17 protein-coding genes are annotated in these 19,599 nt (G+C 67.4%); 7 read left to right on the forward strand and 10 right to left on the reverse strand.

Annotated elements, in window-relative coordinates; translation table 11 throughout:
- Positions 1 to 147 precede the first annotated feature (147 nt).
- Complete coding sequence (locus AC3WOH_RS26075) at positions 148 to 1,947, forward strand: DEAD/DEAH box helicase (RefSeq protein WP_492232245.1); 1,800 nt, start codon at positions 148 to 150, stop codon at positions 1,945 to 1,947.
- Between the two features lie 106 nt (positions 1,948 to 2,053).
- Entirely contained in the window at positions 2,054 to 2,581 is a 528-nt protein-coding gene (locus AC3WOH_RS26080) for a Rossmann-fold NAD(P)-binding domain-containing protein (RefSeq protein ID WP_492232246.1), read from the forward strand.
- Positions 2,582 to 2,596: 15 nt separating this feature from the next.
- Here the strand turns inward: AC3WOH_RS26080 and AC3WOH_RS26085 are convergent, their stop codons facing one another.
- Positions 2,597 to 4,792, reverse strand: coding sequence for a glycoside hydrolase family protein (locus AC3WOH_RS26085; protein WP_492232247.1), 2,196 nt, complete (start codon positions 4,790 to 4,792; stop codon positions 2,597 to 2,599).
- A 386-nt stretch (positions 4,793 to 5,178) separates the two neighbouring features.
- Between AC3WOH_RS26085 and AC3WOH_RS26090 the strand changes: the two genes are divergently transcribed.
- Positions 5,179 to 5,604, forward strand: a complete 426-nt coding sequence (locus tag AC3WOH_RS26090; protein ID WP_492232248.1) for a hypothetical protein — start codon at positions 5,179 to 5,181, stop codon at positions 5,602 to 5,604.
- Between the two features lie 17 nt (positions 5,605 to 5,621).
- On the opposite strand, the gene AC3WOH_RS26095 is transcribed toward AC3WOH_RS26090, so the two are convergent.
- Together AC3WOH_RS26095 and AC3WOH_RS26100 are read right to left on the reverse strand one after the other, a co-directional pair.
- Entirely contained in the window at positions 5,622 to 6,110 is a 489-nt protein-coding gene (locus tag AC3WOH_RS26095) for a hypothetical protein (RefSeq protein ID WP_492232249.1), read from the reverse strand.
- 25 nt (positions 6,111 to 6,135) lie between these two features.
- Positions 6,136 to 6,591 (reverse strand): hypothetical protein, encoded by a 456-nt coding sequence (locus AC3WOH_RS26100; protein WP_492232251.1) that lies wholly within the window; start codon positions 6,589 to 6,591, stop codon positions 6,136 to 6,138.
- 284 nt (positions 6,592 to 6,875) lie between these two features.
- On the opposite strand from AC3WOH_RS26100, the gene AC3WOH_RS26105 reads away from it, so the two are divergent.
- Complete coding sequence (locus AC3WOH_RS26105) at positions 6,876 to 7,298, forward strand: hypothetical protein (RefSeq protein ID WP_492232252.1); 423 nt, start codon at positions 6,876 to 6,878, stop codon at positions 7,296 to 7,298.
- Between the two features lies 1 nt (position 7,299).
- On the opposite strand, the gene AC3WOH_RS26110 is transcribed toward AC3WOH_RS26105, so the two are convergent.
- Together AC3WOH_RS26110 and AC3WOH_RS26115 are read right to left on the reverse strand one after the other, a co-directional pair.
- Positions 7,300 to 7,665 (reverse strand): VOC family protein, encoded by a 366-nt coding sequence (locus tag AC3WOH_RS26110; protein WP_184862083.1) that lies wholly within the window; start codon positions 7,663 to 7,665, stop codon positions 7,300 to 7,302.
- A 79-nt stretch (positions 7,666 to 7,744) separates the two neighbouring features.
- Entirely contained in the window at positions 7,745 to 8,197 is a 453-nt protein-coding gene (locus AC3WOH_RS26115) for a hypothetical protein (protein ID WP_492232253.1), read from the reverse strand.
- A 264-nt stretch (positions 8,198 to 8,461) separates the two neighbouring features.
- Between AC3WOH_RS26115 and AC3WOH_RS26120 the strand changes: the two genes are divergently transcribed.
- From AC3WOH_RS26120 to AC3WOH_RS26130, 3 genes are read left to right on the forward strand one after another with little or no spacing between them, the layout of a single operon-like run.
- Complete coding sequence (locus AC3WOH_RS26120; RefSeq protein ID WP_492232254.1) at positions 8,462 to 9,658, forward strand: hypothetical protein; 1,197 nt, start codon at positions 8,462 to 8,464, stop codon at positions 9,656 to 9,658.
- Entirely contained in the window at positions 9,655 to 10,431 is a 777-nt protein-coding gene (locus AC3WOH_RS26125; protein ID WP_492232255.1) for a DUF2491 family protein, read from the forward strand. Before AC3WOH_RS26120 ends, AC3WOH_RS26125 begins: the two co-directional genes overlap by 4 nt.
- 40 nt (positions 10,432 to 10,471) lie before the next feature.
- Entirely contained in the window at positions 10,472 to 10,945 is a 474-nt protein-coding gene (locus AC3WOH_RS26130; protein WP_492232256.1) for a DUF6386 family protein, read from the forward strand.
- A 2-nt stretch (positions 10,946 to 10,947) separates the two neighbouring features.
- Here the strand turns inward: AC3WOH_RS26130 and AC3WOH_RS26135 are convergent, their stop codons facing one another.
- The 5 genes from AC3WOH_RS26135 to AC3WOH_RS26155 all read right to left on the reverse strand — a co-directional run.
- Positions 10,948 to 11,331, reverse strand: a complete 384-nt coding sequence (locus AC3WOH_RS26135; protein WP_492232257.1) for a RidA family protein — start codon at positions 11,329 to 11,331, stop codon at positions 10,948 to 10,950.
- Entirely contained in the window at positions 11,328 to 11,936 is a 609-nt protein-coding gene (locus AC3WOH_RS26140) for a GNAT family N-acetyltransferase (RefSeq protein WP_492232258.1), read from the reverse strand. The genes AC3WOH_RS26135 and AC3WOH_RS26140 overlap by 4 nt, the downstream gene beginning before the upstream one ends.
- A 109-nt stretch (positions 11,937 to 12,045) precedes the next feature.
- Positions 12,046 to 13,086: an aminoglycoside phosphotransferase family protein gene (locus AC3WOH_RS26145; protein ID WP_492232259.1), complete on the reverse strand. Its 1,041-nt coding sequence runs from the start codon at positions 13,084 to 13,086 to the stop codon at positions 12,046 to 12,048.
- Positions 13,087 to 13,135: 49 nt separating this feature from the next.
- Positions 13,136 to 14,893 carry a response regulator gene (locus tag AC3WOH_RS26150; RefSeq protein WP_492232260.1) on the reverse strand — a complete coding sequence of 586 codons (1,758 nt, stop codon included), beginning with the start codon at positions 14,891 to 14,893 and terminating at the stop codon, positions 13,136 to 13,138.
- Between the two features lie 17 nt (positions 14,894 to 14,910).
- Positions 14,911 to 19,599, reverse strand: a 4,689-nt coding sequence (locus AC3WOH_RS26155; RefSeq protein ID WP_492232261.1) for a HAMP domain-containing protein, incomplete at its 5' end; no start/stop codon positions are given.

Consider the following 19,599-nt stretch of genomic DNA (forward strand, 5'->3'; position numbering starts at 1 on the left):
CCCACTGCATCAGCACACTGCTGGGGACGAAAGAAGCAATTTCTGGGCTCCCACCCTTGAACCACATTGGCTTGAGACTGGCTCGGCAACCTCCCCGGTTGCACGACAGGCCGATACCCGGCGCCCCGGACGGGCGCATTCAATGACATGACATTTGACGAACTGAACCTGGCTCCTGCCATCCTGAAGGCCGTGCACGAAACGGGCTACGAGACGCCCACCCCCATCCAGGCCCAGGCCATTCCCGCCGTCCTGGAAGGCCATGACCTTCTCGCCGGCGCACAGACCGGCACCGGCAAGACCGCCGCGTTCACCCTGCCCATGCTGCACCGCCTGGCACAGGGCACGCCCCCCAAGAACAAGTTCGGCGGCAAGGGCATCCGCGCCCTGGTGCTGACCCCCACCCGCGAGCTGGCCGCCCAGGTGGAAGAATCCGTACGCGAGTACGGCAAATACCTCGACATCAACTCCACCGTCGTCTTCGGCGGCGTGGGCATGAACCCGCAGATCGACCGCATCAAGCGCGGCGTGGACATCCTGGTGGCCACCCCCGGCCGCCTGCTGGACCTGCAGCAGCAGGGCTTCATGGACCTTTCCACCGTGGAAGTGCTGGTGCTGGACGAAGCCGACCGCATGCTGGACATGGGCTTCATCCACGACGTGAAGAAGGTGCTGGCCCTGGTGCCGCGCGACAAGCAGAGCCTGCTGTTCTCGGCCACCTTCAGCGACGAAATCCGAGAGCTGGCCAACGGTCTGCTCAAGAACCCGCAGAGCATCCAGGTCACGCCGCGCAACACCACGGTGCAGCGCATCACCCAGGTGATCCACCCCGTGGGCCGCGGCAAGAAGAAGCAGGTGCTGCTGCACATCATCCAGCAGCACAACTGGAGCCAGGTGCTGGTGTTCACGCGCACCAAGTTCGGTGCCAACAACGTGGCCGAGTTCCTGACCAAGAACGGCGTCTCGGCCATGGCCCTGCACGGCAACAAGAGCCAGAGCGCCCGCACCCAGGCCCTGGCCGGCTTCAAGAGCGGTGACATCCGCGCCCTGGTGGCCACCGACATCGCCGCGCGCGGCATCGACATCGACGAGCTGCCGCACGTCGTGAACTACGAAATCCCCAACGTCTCGGAAGACTACGTGCACCGCATCGGCCGCACGGGCCGCGCCGGCAACAGCGGCGAAGCCGTGAGCCTGGTGTGCATGGACGAAGAAGGCTTCATGATGGAGATCGAGCGCTTCACCAAGCAGCAGATTCCCGTGCAGGTCATCGAAGGCTTTGGCCCCGAACCCGGCGAAAAGGCCGAGCCCATCGCCATGGGCCGCCAGACCATCTGGGGCGGCGCCGGCAAGCCCCCGAGCCGTGACGTGATGCAGGCCGCCGCCAAGGCCGCCCGCAGCGAGATGATGGAACGCATCCGCACCAACAAGGCCGCCCAGGGCGGCGGCGGTGGTGGTGGCGGCGGTGACCGTGGCCCCCGCGCTGGCGGCGGCGGCAATGGTGGCGGCGGTGGCCGTGGCGGCCGCTCTGCTGCAGGTGGCGGCGGCGGTGGCGGCAATGGCCCCCGTGGCGGCCGCGCTGGTGGTGGCGGCGGTGGACAGGCGCCGGCACGCAGCCGCTCGGGCGGCGGCGGCCATGGCGGCAATGGCGGCGGCGGTTACGATGGCGGCAACAGCCGTTACGACGACCAACCGCCACGCGCCAACGCCCACCTGGGCACGCATTCGGGCCACAGCAACCCCGGCCATCGCCATTCCGGCAATGGCGGCGGCGGCCAGCCCGACCCGATGCGCACCAGCGTGGACAGCATGGGCGGCCGCCGTGGTGGCGGCGGTGGCGGTTATCGCGGCGGCAACGGTGGAGGTGGCGGCTATGGTGGTGGCGGTGGTGGCCGGGGCAACGGGTCTCGTGGGCCGGGCGGTTCTCGCGGATCTTTTGGCAGGTAATTCCCCGGCGGCGCCCAGTGGCGCGCCGCCCGAGGTGCATGTTCTGCATGCCCAGGGCCGGCGCACGCCGGCCCTGCCAGCCCATCCACGGCTGCACCTGCACGCCGTGGACTTCGCATCCCTGTGTGCACGCCCGGTCGTACCGGGCCTGCCCGAGCAGGTGGACGACGTGTACATCACGCTCGGAACCACCATCAAGGCCGCAGGCAGCCAAGAGGCCTTTCGCGCCGTGGACCTGGATGCCGTGATCGCCACGGCCCGCACGGCCCTGGCGGCCGGCGCCACGCGCTGCGGCGTGGTCACGGCCATGGGCGCCGACGCCCACTCCCGAATCTTTTACAACCGCGTCAAGGGCGAGGTCGAGCAGACCCTCAAGGGCCTGGGCTTCGCTACGCTGGTGATCGCCCGCCCTTCCCTGCTGCTGGGCGAACGCCAGGCCCTGGGCCAGGCGCCACGCGCGGCCGAATCGCTGTCCATCCGCGCGTTCAAGCTCCTGGACCCACTGATCCCCGCCAGCTACCGCGCCCGCCCGGGTGCCGATGTGGCGCGCGCCCTGGTGCGCGCCGTGCAGGCCGGGCCGCGCGAGGGGGCACCGCAGGTGCGGGTGTTGATGGGGCGGGAGCTGCAGGCCTGAAAGCCGCAGGCCCGATCAAGGTTTGAACTGCGGTGCGGCCGTGTTCGAAAATCCGATCCCGCTGGCCTGCGGGCTGAGCACCTGGACACCGCCCCGGCGGAAGTTCTTGAAGCTGATGCCCGATGCCTGCTCTTGCGCGGTACCCTGGAGATACCCTTCGTCATTGAGCGCCTGGTCCAGCGTGATGTTGTCGAAAGACAGGTCCTTCACGAAAGATCCCTTGCCCCTGTCGTCCTTGAAGGAAATGAAGCGCTGCACGTTGTAGGGGTTGTTGTTCGAGTTGCCCGGACGGCGGCGCTCTTCGGCCCGAAAATTGAAGATGCGGATGTTGGACGGCACCCGCTTCAAGCTTTTGTCATCCTGCTCGAAATGCAGCATCGTCGTGCCGCCCTCTTTTCCGATGACGTCGATATTGCCCATCTGCAGGTCGGAGATGTTGGGCATGTTGTTCAGGATGGGATGCAGCAGCAGGCTTCGGCCCCATACCCCGCTCCAGTGCACGACGTTGTCCACCCGCGCGCCGACACCACCCTTGGACACGATCAGATCGTCATTGTTGAAGACAAACGCATTCTCGACGCGCGTGTTCAGCCCCGTCACCCAGAATGCATCGGTGTTGCCATTCCACGAAAGCAGATTGAGATTCAGGTAGCGGTTGTTCACATTGGCATTGCCACCGCGGCTGTAGTCGTTCAACGCAACCTGCCAGGCATTGCTGTTGACCACCGTCAGCCCCTCCAGCAGGAAGTTGCTGGTGCCCTCGCTGTAGAAGGTGGCATTGCTGGTCAGGAACTCCACCGAGGTGGACGTGTGGTTCCACTCCCCTCGCGAAAGAATGCCCCTGCCGGTGATCTGGATGCCATCGCTGCCGGTGGCCAGCACAAAGCGGCCTTCCACGATGGCGCCCGCGGCGATGTACACGGTCTCGTTGGAGCGCAGCACCAGCGTGCCGTTGCCGGGAAGGCGGTGGACGCCCGGGCCGAAATGGTAGGTATAGCTGCTGGGCCGGCCCGGGGTGTCCGGCAAGTCGGCCAGAACGAAAAGCGGGTCGTTGCGGTCGTTGATTTCGACCGAGACCTTCATGGGCTTGTCCAGCGTGAACGTGAGCGACCTGCGGTCTTCGCTGATCACCGGCTTGATGCCATGGCGCAGGGGCCGGACCGTGACGCTGGTGATTTTGTCGGCATCGGGTGGCAAAGACACCTTCACATCGACAGATGTATCCGAAAACGAAAACCGCGTGAAGGCAAAAGACTTCTGATCGCTCTTCCCATCACCGAACTGGCTGGCGGATCGCCTCACATCCATGCGGCGTTGCGGATCGGCATTGAAGAAATCGTAGACCACCCAGTCATTCTTGGTCTCGAAAACATAGTTTTGCGAAAAAGCCGAGGCCCCGCTCTTGCGCACCTCCAACCGGTACCTTGCCGATTTGGACAGACGCTCCACCGACGACAGATTCAGGTCTTGCGGGAAATGCCCCATCTCCAGAATGCCCTTCGCGGGGGACACCACCGGCGGTGGCGGTGCCGCAGGGACCGCGCCCGAGCCCGTACCGGTGCTTGGACTGGTGGGCGCCCCACCTGCCCCTCCTGCACCACCCGGGACCGGAGCGGCGGGCACGCCCAGAGGGGCCACGCCCTCCACGGAATGGAGCGTGCCGCCCCCGATCTGCTGGCTGACTTCCGCCAGGGTCAATCGGCAACTGCCAGAGAACGGCTCGTTGCCGGAGACCGTGCCAATCAGGCCGAACTGGCCGCGGGCCAACAGCTCAGCAAAGCTGTTGCTACCGGACTCACCAAACCCGGCGACCAATTGCAAGCCAGGCAGCACCTCCGGGCCCATCAAGCCGGTATTGCCCACATGGAGAATGCGCCCGGACGCGGCCGCAGACTCCCTGGCAGGATGCACCGCATTGCGGTGCGCCATGGGTGGCGGGGCCTTCGCATCGGCCGGGTAGAGGCTCCACCTTCCGTCTTCGCCCAGGAAAGCCCACACGCCGGAGTGGTGGGCCGCCACATAGAGATCGAATTTCTTGTCCTTGGCCTGGGCCGAAAAGTCGATCTGGTAGTCCAGATTCAGGCCTGAAGCCCGGTCAAAGCAGATCCGGGCGCCCTGCACCAGGGCAGCGGAGGCCGCGCTGGCCGACCCCGCCATGCAGCCCATGGCGATCGCCCCGATGAGCCGGGCGATGAGACATCTCGTTTTCATGGTTTCCTTTTTGTAAGTACCGCACCCAACAACCAAGGCCCCGCAGGCAGCCGCACCGCTGCAAAAGCTCGGGCTCGCGCCTTGCGGGCCAGCGGATGGACAAGGCGGTGCCGGACTGCTGTCGACACCTTTCTCGCCAGGCCGCTGCTTGTGCTTCCCGGCCCCCGCCACCGTTTCCGCCGGCACGCTTCAGGGTTGCAAGTGTAATTTCTACATTGTGGATTTTATAAAATGCAAAATATCAAAAGTGTGTGTGATTGTGAGTTCTCTTTGACGGCAGTCGGACCACGAAAGGCTTGCGGGCATCCAAGCCTGGGTCCCGATCAGGGATATCGCTTGTCCGGCCGTATGGCGCTCAGCAGTGCATGCCGTGCGGGATCGGATGCGTGAAGATAGGGCTTCAAAAATCGGACCACGCCATCCATGAACACGCCCCGTTCGGCCCGCCGCACCAAGATGCACCATCCCCTGACGCAAGGTGCGCTGCGCAGGACCATGCGGTCGCTATTCCCCAAGCGACACGACTATGGCGACCTGGCATCGACGAACTGGCCAAGGAACTCGCAGGGCATGGGATCACCTCGCGGGCACGTTTCTCCCGCTTGATGAAGAAGCACCGAAGGTCTTTGGTGGATATTGACCGGAGCAGGCTCTCCTGCTGGGAGGTACGCTTCTTCTGCGAAAAGTTCGGAGAGGCGTTTGTCAAGGATGCACTTCGACGGCAATACTGGTTTGCGTTTCCTGCGCTGGTCAGGATTGCCATGGAGCTGGAGTTCGGTGAGTCGATGCCCGCTGGCGAAGGCGTCGACTGAGCGGGTGCCAACGCCCCTCAGAGCCTGTGCAAGTCCCCCTGCGGCGTGACACCGCAGACGCTGCCGTCCGGCAGAGCAATTTCTGCGATGTCATCCGTTGTCCCATAGCGATTGGAGATGTCCAAGGCCAACACCCAGCCATTGGAGAACACGAAGCACATCCCGTCCGCGGTGCCGGGGGCAATTTGGATCAGTGATGCTCCATGGATCTGCGCCAACATCCCGGCTGCACTGGCATCGGTGACCGTATCGCTGTCGGCCAGGACATGCACACCATCGCCAAGGCTCCAATGGCAATCGCGGATACCCAGCGAGGCCTCACCACGCTCTACCACCCGCTGGTTTCGCCCGAAGACTTGGATCCTTTGACCAAAGTCAAAGTACAGCATTGAGCCAAGATACTTGCCCGCCTGCCAACAACACTTGCCCTGGAGCTGATCCACGATGGTTGCGCGCAACATGCCATCGCCCGATGCGGGGACAGAGGCATCGCGTGCTTTTTCCATTACCGGTCGGCTCAAGAATCCGCCCCTACTTCTTGCCCGCCAACGCCACCCGCACCGCATCCGTCCTGGCCACCACGGCTTCGGCGCATGCGGCGATGCGCTCCACATCGCAGGTCGCCAGTTGCCGGTCGATGAGCGTGTCCTTGCGCGACGCCACCCAGGTTGCGGAGTAGACGATGGAGCCCGCGTCCTGCGCCGACATGGTGGCGATGCGCACCGTGAGCTGGGCCTTGGCCGCGGCGTCCTGGTAGCGCATGGAGCTGCTCTTGCGGATGCCCTCGGTCACCAGCGCGCCCAGGCGCTCGGCCTGCGGGCCGTCGACCTCGGCCACCACGGCGACGTCGCGCACGGGGCCTGGTTGCTGCTGTGCATGCGCCTGCGCCGGCAGCAGCACCAGGCCGGCCATGGCGGCGGTGGTGGCGATGACCGCTGCGGCGGCCTTGGCGATGGTGGTCGTGGTGTGCTGGTCGTTCTGGGCCATGGTGTTGTTCTCCCTCGGATGCCTGGTTGTTCACGCGAATCGCGGGCAAGAATAGGCGCCCGCAGCCCGCACAAATGCAAGCCTTCGTAACATCGGGGCCAGGCGGCGCAAAAAGCAACAAGGCCATGCAAGCACGGCATGGCGGCCCTTGCCGCCGCGCATGAAGGGACAGTGGCGGCCCCAGGCTTGCATCGAACAGGCCTTGGGCCAATACTTCACACCCACCTCATAGGGATGGCGACAAGATCAGGCACCATCCACCGGACTCTCGCCGCCCCGCACCCATGCCAGCACTACAACACCGCTTTCTCGCCCGCTTCACCCAGGCGGTGCTGACCGGGTCGGCCGTGGCGCTGCTGGCGCCCCTGCTGTTGGTGCTGGTCGAGTTCGCCTCGCTGCCCCTGTTGCTGCCCGACGGCACACCCGACGACGGCTACGCGCACACGATCACCTCGACCCTGATGGCCTGGCCGGTGCTGTATCTGGTGGTCGCCGTGTTCCACGCGGGGCTGTTCGGGCTGCTGGCGCGGCTGGGCCAGTTGCGCTGGCCGGTGGCCATGGGGGTGTCCGCCGCCTGGCCCTGCGCGGTGTTTCCGGCAATGGGGGGTGGGATGCTGGCCACGGTGGTGCTTTCTGCATCGTTTGCGGCGGGGGCCTGGGTGGTGTGCAGGATTGCTGCGGCACCCAAGACCCGGGGCGCCACCTGAGCTACTCGAGGCTCTGCCCGATGCGCCACAGCACGCTGGTCGGATCGACCAGGCAGAAGTCGCGGATGCCCCAGGGCTGGTCTTGCGGCGCAATGGTGCGCACCCCGTAGCGGCCGGCCAGGTCCTGGGCGACGACCCGTTCCCACCAGGCTTCGACGTCGGCCACCATCAGGTGCATCATGAAGTTCTCGGCGTGTTCCTTCACGTAGAAGTTCTGCAGCAGAAAGCTGCAGTGGCCGGCGTTGAAATAGGCCATGTCGGGCGAGAGCAGCTCTTCGCGAAAGCCGAGGTCGGTGTAGAAGCGGCGCGACAGCGCGAAGTCGCGCGCCGGGACATAGGCCTTGATTTCCAGCGTTTCCATTCCCATGGGGTCTCCTCCTGGATCGACGTCGATCCCTGTGGACTGCATTGTCGGCGCGTTGGGTGCAAGGGGTGCCTGCCCGGCGTCACAGCGGCCTGGTGCAGGACTGGCCACAGCGTGGGCACATGAACAAGTGCACCAGCGGCCCCTGGGCGCTGGCCCGTGCGGCCTCGGGCGGCACCCCGAGATCGAAGAACCGGCCCGATGGCTCGTCGTAGATCGACAGGTAGCGCGCCGGTGCCCCGCAGCAGTCCACGGCCAGCCCGTCCAGGTGGGCTGGCCGGCGAAAGCGCTGCAGCCGGTCCGCATCGCTGGCCGGCCGGATGGCGCGCCACTGGCTGCCATCGCGCGCGCGGGCCGCATACAGCACGGAACCGGCACGCGCCAGGGCATGGGCATGGGCATGGCCCGGCAGGTCCCTGTCCAGCCGCACCAGCGCGCCCTTCTCGTCCTCGGCCAGCAAGGTAAAGAAGCCCTGCACGACCTTCTGGTGCGCGCCTGCGGGTTGGGAAAAATCGCCGGGAACAAGCAAGTGCATGGGGTCTTTTCGCTCCTCTCAGGGCCGCTCTGGCGGACGGGCGGCACGAGGGCATTGTCGCCGCGCACCAGCACACCCATGGCCCTGCACGCCACAGGCATCGGCCGCATAATGACCGATCCTGTTCTTCCCCGAAGCGCCCGGGCCGTGCCCCGGGCATGGATCCTTCGCCACCCCATGAGATCTGCCGACCGACGCCCCCGCGTTGATGCCCCCCTGCCCTGCGGCCCCATGGCCAGCGGATGCCCCTCAAACCACACCAAGATGCCGCCCCGCTGGGCCGGCGCCCTGGCCATGGCCGGCCTGGTGTTGGCACTGGCGGGCGGCCCGGCCTTGGCCAAGGGTTCGGGCAGCAGTTCCAGCGGCGGCAGCAGCAGTTCGAAATCGGCACCGTCGTCCGCCCCAAGGCAGAGCTTTGGCTCATTCGGCTCCTCCTCTTCTTCCTCGGCCAAGCGCGAAAGCGCTGCCGCGGCGCCGTCGCGATCGGCACCACCGGCAGCGGCACCTGCGCGCTCCGACGAGCGCAAGCCCGGCCCGACCCGCTTCGGCTCGTTCGGCAGCGCGCCCGCCCAGCGCGATTCGGCCAGCGGCACCGGGCCGTCCACCCAGGCCTCCGAGCGGGCGGAGCGCAAGCCGCCTGCCAGCAGTTTCGGCAGCTTTGGCAGCGGCAACAACCAGAAGACGGATGCCACCAAACCCGCCCCCGCGGCCCCGCCCCTGCAGGCGGCCCGGCCCAACAGCTCGATGGCCAACGACCTGTCGACCACCACGGCGAAGAACCAGGCGCTGCGTTCGTACGACAGCAGGCAGCAACCACCGCAGCCGCCCTCCCCGCAAGCGCAGGCCACTGCGGCCATTGCCAACGCACAGCGCTCGTCGGCCGCCCCGTCCGCAGCGCTGGTGCCAGGCCAGCCCGCCCCCATGGGCACGAACTTCGGCGTCCCCGCCGCCGGGCTGGGCGGCACGGCCGCGTACGAGCGCGGCCGCCGCCTGGAGGCCGAGCGGCTGGCCGACCAGCGCCAGCGCGAGCTGGACGCGGCGAACGCGCGCGCCTACCAGGCGCAAAGACAGCAGCAGCAACAAGCCCAGTGGCCCGTGGACGACCGGCCCTCGCGCCCCTCAGCCCCGCGCAATGGCATGGGAATAGGCACGGGCGTGGGCATTGCCGCTGGCGCCGTGGCTGGCGCAGCCCTGGCCACGGCGGCCACTGCGGGAACGGCCCCGCCCTCTGCAACGGGCCCCGACAGCGGAGGATCGGCTATCGGAGGCCTGGCCACCGTAGGCGATGGCAGCACCCCCTTCAAGGATGCCTCAGCGCGCGTGCCGCCTCCTTCGCCGGATTCTGGGCTGGGCGGTGCGTGGGTCTTCATCACGCTCGGGGCCCTGGTGATCGGCCTGTACATCCGATCCAAGCGGCTCAAGGCCCAGGCCGCAGAGCAGACCCAGAGGTACGTGCTGTGAGCTGGACACAGACATTGGCCCGGAGCCTGTGGGGCGGGCGCGGTGGTACAGCGGCACCCGCGGCCGATGCCGGCGTGCCCCTGGGCGGGCGCATCGGCGGCTCGATCAGCTTCGATGCCGCGCCCTTCCGGCTGGCCGACGACTCCCTGGTCCCTGCCCCTGCCGATCTGGTGGAGATCGAAGCCATCTCGCGCCTGCGCTCGGCCGACCTGCAGGGCGCCGTGCACCGCCTCTACACCGCGCGCGGCGACGCGGGCGACGGCCCCGAATGCTTTCTGCAGATCTACACGGCCCCCGAGGGCGAGGCCCGGGAGCTGGTCTACTACCACCGCCTGCTGCGGCTGTTCCCTGCGAGCCCCGAGGAGCAGGCGGCCTTTCTCGGCGAAGGCGGCACGGGCCTGGGCGAAGCCAGCTTCCGCCTGCACCGCGAGCAGTTCGACGGCCTGGGCCTGCCGCAGGCGCTGGTGGACCGGGCCTTCGGCGAGAGCGATACCCTGGAGTACACGCGCAGCGCCGGCAGCCCCGCGCAGGAGCACATTGCGCCATTTCGCGGCACCGAGAACCGCATCGACGACCGCCAGGGCCGCAACGGCTTGCGCCAGGACGTGGTGTTCATGCCCTACCGCCGCAGCGTGGCGGGCGGCGGCGAGGAACAGTTGCTGATCTGCACCGAGATTGTCGAAGAGCAAAACGGCGACAGCGCGCGCCGCGAGATCCATGTGGACTTCATGGTGGGCCTGGTGCTGGGTGCGGACTTCGTGGCCGTGCACTGAGGGCGTGTTGCGACAATCGGCCAAAACCAGACATTGGGCAATGCGCACAACTGTAGCAACCGACACCGCCACCCTGGTCCTTTTCGACCCCGCGTGCATGCGGCATCGCCTCGACGACGATGCCGATTGGTGGTCCTTGCCCCAGGAAGAACTGCTGGAGGTCAACCGGGGGAATGCTGCGTTCATGAACGTCGGCGCCGACGGACGCTATGAACTGGAAGTCGTAGCACCGGCGGAGCTACCGGATGCGGACGTGGAACTGGTGCTTCGGAACACCAGCGGGCGGTTCTTCCTGGGTGCGGGTGAATTCATGACCTCCGAAGGCCTGGAACCGGAGGCCGGGTATGGAAACCTGTTCTTCGATGCCGAACCGGGCTCCTACCTGGTTCGTGCACGCCAAAGGGGTGACACGGTCGTCATCTCATTGACGGCGACCGACCTTCCCGCGTCGAACTCCTTTGGCGGATTGGTTCGGCTTGGGGCGTGGGTGCGAGACGGCAATGTCGCGCGATGACCTCACGCCTTGAGTATGGTGGCGTCAATCTCCACGAGTTGCCCCACGTGGCCCAGGCCGGCAACACCGAGCAGGGTGGCAGGCGGAACCTGGCCACCAAACCCATCTGCGACCGCGGACCAAGCCGCAGAGAGGCTTGCTCGATTGCCGACCACATACACGACCAATTGCCGAATGTCCGTGGCTTGGAATTCGTGCACTGCGAGCAGCCGCTCCAGGTTGCGCAAGCACTGCACGGCCTGTGCGCTCGGGTCTTCGGGGCCTACCAGGTGGCCATGGGAGTCGAGGGGCACCTGGCCGGCCACAAACAGGCGATCACCGACGCGATCCGCGTAGCGGTACTGCGGCGTCGCTGCGAGTCCTGCATTGCGTTCGGCTTCATTCATCGGGCTTCATCACCAAGTGGTAGAGATTTGGAGGGAGCTTGGCTGCCATCTTCTCGGCTTCCGAGAGCGGCGCGCAGCACATGCTTGCTGACGCTCAAGGTGCAAGCTCGGCGGTGGGCGAAGCCATCCGCTGCAGCAAGAGATTCTTGCGCAAACCCGAGCGCCCCGAGCAAGGCCAGCGATGCCGTGTTGTCAGGGTGTACCTGCGCCTCGATCCGATTCAACTGCACCTCCCGGAAACCCCAGGTGATGATGGCTTTCAGGGCTTCTTTCACGTAGCCGCGGCCCTGGTGCGCCGGAGCGATTTCGTAACCGATGGTGCAGGATCTCCAGTTTCGATTCCAGCGAAACAGGCCGCAGGTACCGATCAATCCTGGCTGGTCTCTCAACTCCACGGCCCAGCGTGCACCGGAAACCGGCTCTTTGCGCCAGCTGGCAAACGTAACAACCAGCTTCGCGGCGCCATCAAGATCGCGAATCGGATCCGATCCGAACCACCTCATGTGCTCGGCGTCGCCATGAATGCGAAGAATATTCTCTGCATCCGATTCCACGATCTCGCGCAGTGTGAGCCGGGAGGTCTCCAGCGCTGAAAAATCGACCATAAGCTACCTCCAATTCACCCGGTTCCTGACATTCAACCCCATTCGATCCGGCGGTCCAGCAGTGACCAACATGTGCAACCGCGCGGGCAGGCCGCTCCAGCGATCGGCATCAGCCCAGCAGATCCATGCAGCCCAGGTCTTCCACGGCATCGGTGATGCGGCCGATCTGCGGCCACCAGACATAGGCCGACATGCCCCGTGCAAAGCGCGCCAGGGGCGTGCGCAGGTGCAGCAGCACGGCCAGCCGGTAGTCCTGCTGCAGTGACTCGCGCGGGTAGTCGGACACCCCTGCGGCCACGAACGCCGCGTGGTAGCGGTCGAGCAACCGCCCCTCGAAGCGGGCGCGCACGCGCCGGTCCCATTGCACGGCCATCATGTAGGCAAGATCCCAAACACCCACGCCCAGGTGCCAGCCGTCCCAGTCGATGAGCCTGGCCACATCGGCCGTTCCGTCGCGCGGCACCATCCAGTTCCAGACATGGGCGTCGCCGTGGACCAACGTGCGGTACGCCAGTTGGTCGGCGCGCTCGACCAGCGCCGGGAAGCCGCGCAGGAACTGCGCGTACGTGCTCCGCGTGCGTTCGTCCAGCGCGTCGCCGGCCTGGGCCTGCAGGCGCTGCCAGGCGCCGTCCTGCCAGTCCGATGCGCGCAAGCGGTCCCAGAGCGTGGTACCGCCCGTGCCCGGCGTCTGGCTGACACTCCGGCCGGCGGCGTGGAACTGCGCCAGCGCCTCGACGATCTGCAGATTGCGTGCCAGGGTCGGCGGCAGCGGCGCCTCGCTGGGGCGCTGGTGCGACTCCGACAGGTCCTCCATCAGCAGCCAGGTGCGACCCGTGGGCTCGTCCACGCCGCCCGCGTAGAAGTGGGGGATCACCGGGCTGGCGAGGCGTGCCGCCATGGTCTCGTAGAACGGCAGCTCGGGCTGGCCGAAGCCGGGGTGCGATACCTTGAGCACGGCGCGTACCGGGGCGCCCGCGGGCGCGCTGCTCCAGTCCAGCACCACACCCGTCAGGTCGGAGAGGTAGCCGGGTGCATCGATCTCCCCGGGGGTTGCAGCGCGCAGCGTGGCGCCTTGCAGCGCCAGGTGCGGCGCCATCTGTTCGGCCAGAAAGGCCGGCGCCAACAGGCGCGCGAGGATAGTTGGGTCCAATGGTTCCCTGGGGTGTGGTGGTCTGCGGGCGATTGTCGCCCAGGCGCACTCACCCCGGCGGCGCCCCCCGGGCCGGCCCCACATCGGCCAGCATGCCGATCAGCGTGTCCGGGCTCACGGGCTTGACCAGGTGGTGGTCGAAACCTGCCTCCCTGGCCCGGCGCATGTCCTGCGCCTGGCCCCAGCCCGTGATGGCCCACATCTGCGCCAGGCTTCGCGTGCCGAGCGCGCGGATGGCCTCGCAGGCCTCGTAGCCGTTGAGCCGGGGCATGCCGATGTCCAGCAGCACCAGCTCGGGATCGACAAGCCGCGCCGCCTCCACGGCCGCCTCGCCGTCATAGACGCGGTGCACGCTGTGGCCCAGGGCACCCAGCAGCTCGGCCAGGGCATCGGCCGCGTCCTGGTTGTCGTCGGCCACCAGGATGCGCAGCGGCCGCACCGGCCTGGCGGCCTGCCCGCCGCCCTCCGGCAGGGCCATGCCGGCAGGCGCGGCCGGGCCGGCCAGGGGCAGGCGCACCACGAAGGAGCTGCCGTGCCCCACGCCTTCGCTCAGGGCCGCGATGGTGCCGCCGTGCAGCTCGATCAGGCGCCGCGTGAGGGCCAGGCCGATCCCCAGGCCGCCGCGCGAGCGCGACAGGGCCGCCTCCTCCTGCGAGAACATCTCGAACACCTTCTCCAGCCGGCCCGGCGCGATGCCGATGCCCTGGTCGGTCAGCGTGACCCGGGCCTCGCCGGCCGAGGTATCGACCGTGAGCTCGATGCGCCCGCCGGCGTCCATGTACTTGGCTGCGTTGAGCAGCAGGTTCATGAAGACCTGGGCCAGGCGCGTCGGGTCGCCGTCGAGCGTGAGCGACGGGGGCGGCAGCTGCAGCACCAGCGTGTGCCGCTGCTCGTCGATCATGGGCCGGGCCGCGTCGATGGCGTCCTGCAGGATGCCGGCCAGCTCCACGCGGCTGCTGTGCAGCTGGATCTTGCCCTGGTTGATGCGGCTCACGTCCATGAGGTCGTCGATCAGCCGGCTCATGGCCTTGACCTGGCGGTCGATGAGGTCGGCCGAGCGCTCGACATGCGGCTGCGACGCGCCCTTGAGGCGCAGCAGGCGCAGCGCATAGGCCACGGGCGCCAGCGGGTTGCGCAGCTCGTGCGCCAGCGTGGCCAGGAACTCGTCCTTGCGCCGGTCGGCTTCGCGCAGTTGGGCGTCGCGCAGCTGCAGGGCATGGGTGCGCTCCTGCACCCGGCGCTCCAGGGTCTCGTTGAGCAGGCGCAGTTGCTCCTGGGCGGTCGCGCGCTCGGCGACCTGCTGCACCAGGGCCTGGTTGACCTGTTCCAGCGCCAGGGTCTTGCGGTACAGGTCGGCGAAGATGGCCACCTTGGAGCGCAGCACACCCACGTTGAAGGGCTTGTGCAGGTAGTCCACGGCGCCGCTGCCGTAGCCTTCCACCACATGCTGGTCGTCGTTGAAATAGGCGGTCAGAAAGATGATGGGCACATGCGCCGTCTTCTTGCGCTGCTTGATCAGCTGGGCCAGCTCGAAGCCGGTCATGTCGGGCATGTTGACGTCCAGCACCAGCACCGCGAACTCGTGGTTCATCAGCGCCATCAGCGCCTCGGAGCCCGACGAGGCGTGCACCAGGGTGTGGCCCGAGTCCTGGAAGACGGCCTCCATCACGGCCAGGTTGGAGGGCTCGTCGTCCACCACCAGGATCTTGACGGGCCCGATGCCGCCGCCCTCGCCTGCTGCCGAGGCGGTCTCGGGCGGTACGGCGGGCGCGGGCGGCGCCGGGATGTCGGGTGTGGCGGGGAACATGGTGCGTGGGCCCGGGCTCAGCGGTACAGCCATACGCGCATCAGCGAGAGCAGCTGGTTGGTGTTGACCGGCTTGGCGATGTAGTCGCTGGCGCCGGCCTCCAGGCATTTCTCGCGGTCTCCCTTCATGGCCTTGGCCGTGAGCGCCAGGATGGGCAGCGTGCCAAAGCGCCGGTCCTTGCGGATCTCGCGCATGGTCTCGTAGCCGTCCATCTCGGGCATCATGATGTCCATCAGCACCATGGACAGCTCGGGCGTGCGGTCGATGATCTCGATGGCCTGGCGGCCGTTGGTGGCGCTGATGACCTCCACGGCATGGTTCTCCAGCACCGAGGTCAGCGCGAAGATGTTGCGCGCGTCGTCGTCCACCACCAGCACCTTGCGCCCGCGCAGCGCGTCCGACGAGTTGTGCAGGCGCTCCAGCATGGCCTGCTTCTCGGGCGGCAGCGCAGTGACCACGCGGTGCAGGAAGAGCGCGGTCTCATCGAGCAGGCGCTCGGGCGACTGCACGTCCTTCAGGATGATGCTGCGCGACAGCGCCTGCAGCCGCTCCTGCTCCTCGCGGCTCAGGTCCTTGCCGGTGAACACCACCACCGGCAACTGCGACCAGGCGGGCTCGGCGCGCACCTGCTCGAGCAGCTCGAAGCCGCTCATGTCGGGCAGGCGCAGGTCCAGCACCACGCAGTCGAAGGGCTCGGCTCTGAGCGCCTGCAGCGCCGCGCCGCCGCTCGGGGCGGGCACGATCTCGATGTCGTCGTTGCCCAGCAGTTCGAGCACGGCCGCGCGCTCGATGTCGTTGTCTTCCACCACCAGCAGGCGCTTGGTGCGCGGCACGATGAAGTCCTTGATGCGCCCGAACGCGGCCTCCAGCCCGGTGGTGGTGGGCCCCTTGACCAGGTAGGCGAAGGCGCCATGTGAGAGGCCGTGCTGGCGCTCTTCCTCCTGGGTGATGATCTGCACCGGAATGTGGCGCAGCGCCGGGTCGAGCTTGAGCTGGCTGAGCACCGTCCAGCCCAGCATGTCGGGCAGGAAGATGTCCAGGCACACCGCCGCCGGCCGGTACTCGCGCGCCAGCACCAGGCCTATGGCGCCCTTGTTGGCGACGATGCCCTTGAAGCCGTGCTCGCGCGCGAGACCCAGCAGGATGCGCGCGTAGTGCGGGTCGTCTTCGATGATGAGCAGCACCTGGTCCTGCGGGCCGATGGCCTCGCGGTCGTCGGCCACCTGCTCTTCGCGCAGGCCGCCCAGCGTGGCCAGCGCGCGGCTGGGCGGCTGCTCGGTCAGGTCCGCCGGCCCGCGCGGCCCGGGGGTCTCGGCGTCCACATGTTCGAGCGGCAGGTACAGGGTGAACACGCTGCCCTGGCCGAACACGCTGGTCAGCCGGATCTCGCCGCCCAGCAGCACCGCCAGCTCGCGGCTGATGGCCAGGCCCAGGCCGGTGCCACCGTACTTGCGCGAGGTACCCGCATCGGCCTGCTGGAAGGCTTCGAAAATGAGGCGCTGCTTGTCAGGTGCGACGCCGATGCCGGTGTCCTCCACCGCGAAGGCGACCACCTGCTGCGCCTGGCGCAGCACCGGGTGGTCCACTGTCCAGCCGACCTTGGCGATGCCCACGCGCACCTCCACCTGGCCCTGGCTGGTGAACTTGACGGCGTTGGACAGCAGGTTCTTCAGGATCTGCTGCAGGCGCTTGGGGTCGCTGGCCATGGAGCGCGGCAGGTCGCGCTCGAAGCGGATGTGGAAGGGCAGGTTCTTGGCCTCGGCCACGTGGCGGAAGTTGCGGTCGATGTTGTCGCGCAGCGCCGCGAAGCTGATCTCCTCGACGTCCACCGTGACCGTGCCCGACTCGATCTTGGACAGGTCCAGGATGTCGTTGATCAGGTGCAGCAGGTCGGTGCCCGAGGAGTTGATGTTGCGCGAATACTCGATCTGCTTGGACGAGAGGTTGCGCGAGCCGTTCTCGGCCAACTGCTGGCTCAGGATGAGGATGGAGTTGAGGGGCGTGCGCAACTCATGCGACATGTTGGCCAAAAACTCCGACTTGTACTTGGAGGTCAGCGCCAGCTCCGAGGCCTTTTCCTCCAGCGCGCCGCGCGCCTGCTCCACCTCGGTGTTCTTGCGCTCGACCTCGGCGTTCTGCTCGGCCAGCAGGCGCGCCTTGGTCCCGAGCTCCTCGTTGGTCTGCTGCAGCTCGCTCTGGCGCGACTGCAGCTCGGCCGTGAGCTGCTGCGACTGGGTGAGCAGGCCTTCGGTGCGCATGGTGGCCTCGATGGTGTTGATCACCGCGCCGATGTTCTGCGCCAACTGGTCCAGGAAGTTCAGGTTCACTGCCGTGAAGGGCTGCAGCGAGGCCAGCTCGATCACGGCCTTGGTCTGGTTCTCGAACAGCACCGGCAGCACCACCACGTTCACGCGCCGGGCCTCGCCCAGGCTGGAGCCGATGCGGATGAAGTCGGGCGACACGTCGGTGAGCAGAATGCGCTTTTGCTCCAGCGCGCACTGGCCCACCAGGCCTTCGCCCAGGGCCAGGCGCTCGGCCAGGCGCGCCTGGCCCACCTGCGCATAGCCCGACAGGCGCGCCAGCCCGGCCCCGTCCTGGCCGTCCTGACCGTCCAGGTGGTAGACCGTGCCCTGGTGGGCATCGACCAGGGGCGCCAGCTCCGACAGCAGCAGCTTGCCCACGGTGGTGAGTTCGCGCTGGCCCTGCAGCATGCCGGTGAAGCGCGCCAGGTTGGTCTTGAGCCAGTCCTGCTCGCGGTTGCGCTCGGTGGTCTCGCGCAGGTTGGAGATCATGGTGTTGATGTTGTCCTTGAGCTCGGACACCTCGCCCTTGGCATCGACCTGGATGGAGCGCGTGAGGTCGCCCTTGGTCACCGCCGTGGCCACCTCGGCGATGGCGCGCACCTGCGTGGTGAGGTTGGCCGCCAGCAGGTTGACGTTGCCGGTCAGGTCCTTCCAGGTGCCGGCCGCGCCGGGCACGTTGGCCTGGCCGCCCAGGCGCCCGTCCACACCCACCTCGCGCGCCACGTTGGTCACTTGGTCGGCAAAGGTGGCCAGGGTGTCGGTCATGCCGTTAATGGTGTCGGCCAGCGCCGCCACCTCGCCCTTGGCCTGCACCGTCAGGCGCTGGCTGAGGTTGCCGTCGGCCACGGCCGTCACCACCTTGACGATGCCGCGCACCTGCTCGGTCAGGTTGCTGGCCATGAAGTTCACGTTGTCGGTCAGGTCCTTCCAGGTGCCGCCCACACCGCTCACCTGGGCCTGGCCGCCCAGCTTGCCTTCGGTGCCCACCTCGCGCGCCACGCGCGTGACCTCGCCGGCAAAGGAGTTGAGCTGGTCCACCATGGTGTTGATGGTGTTCTTGAGCTCCAGGATCTCGCCCTTCACATCCACCGTGATCTTGCGGTTGAGGTCGCCGCGCGCCACGGCCGTGGTCACCTCGGCGATGTTGCGCACCTGGCTGGTGAGGTTGGCGCCCATGGTGTTGACCGAGTCGGTCAGGTCCTTCCAGGTGCCGGCCACGCCGGGCACCACGGCCTGCACGCCCAGGCGCCCCTCGGTGCCCACCTCGCGCGCCACGCGCGTCACCTCGGCGGCAAAGCTGCGCAGCTGGTCCACCATGGTGTTGATGGTTTCCTTGAGCTGCAGGATCTCGCCACGCACGTCCACCGTGATCTTCTTCGAGAGGTCACCATTGGCCACGGCGATCGTCACCTCGGCGATGTTGCGCACCTGGCCCGTGAGGTTGCTGGCCATGGAGTTGACGTTGTCCGTCAGGTCCTTCCAGGTGCCGGCCACGCCGGGCACGGCGGCCTGGCCGCCGAGCTTGCCCTCGGTGCCCACCTCGCGCGCCACGCGCGTCACTTCACTGGCAAAGGCCGAGAGCTGGTCGACCATGGTGTTGATGGTCTCCTTGAGCTGCAGGATCTCGCCCTTCACGTCCACCGTGATCTTGCGGCCCAGGTCGCCGCGCGCAATGGCGGTGGCCACGTCGGCGATGTTGCGCACCTGGCCCGTGAGGTTGTTGGCCATGGAGTTGACGTTGTCCGTGAGATCCTTCCAGGTACCGGCCACGCCGGGCACCTGGGCTTGACCGCCGAGCTTGCCATCGGTGCCCACCTCGCGCGCCACGCGGCTCACCTCGGCGGCAAAGCTGCGCAGCTGGTCCACCATGGTGTTGATGGTCTCCTTGAGCTCCAGGATCTCACCGCGCACGTCCACCGTGATCTTCTTGGAGAGGTCGCCGTTGGCCACGGCAATCGTCACCTCGGCAATGTTGCGCACCTGGCCCGTGAGGTTGCTGGCCATGGAGTTCACGTTGTCCGTGAGGTCCTTCCAGGTGCCGGCCACGCCCTCCACCGCGGCCTGGCCGCCCAGCTTGCCCTCGGTGCCCACCTCGCGCGCCACGCGGCTCACCTCTTCGGCAAAGGCGTTGAGCTGGTCGACCATGGTGTTCATGGTCTGCTTGAGCTGCAGGATCTCGCCCTTGACCTCCACCGTGATCTTGCGCGAGAGGTCACCCCGGGCAATGGCGGTGGCCACGTCGGCGATGTTGCGCACCTGGCCCGTGAGGTTGCTGGCCATGAAGTTCACGTTGTCCGTGAGGTCCTTCCAGGTGCCGGCCACGCCGGGCACGGCGGCCTGGCCGCCGAGCTTGCCCTCGGTGCCCACCTCGCGCGCCACGCGCGTCACCTCGCTGGCAAAGCC

Source organism: Acidovorax sp. FW305-C-20-28 (assembly GCF_058783375.1).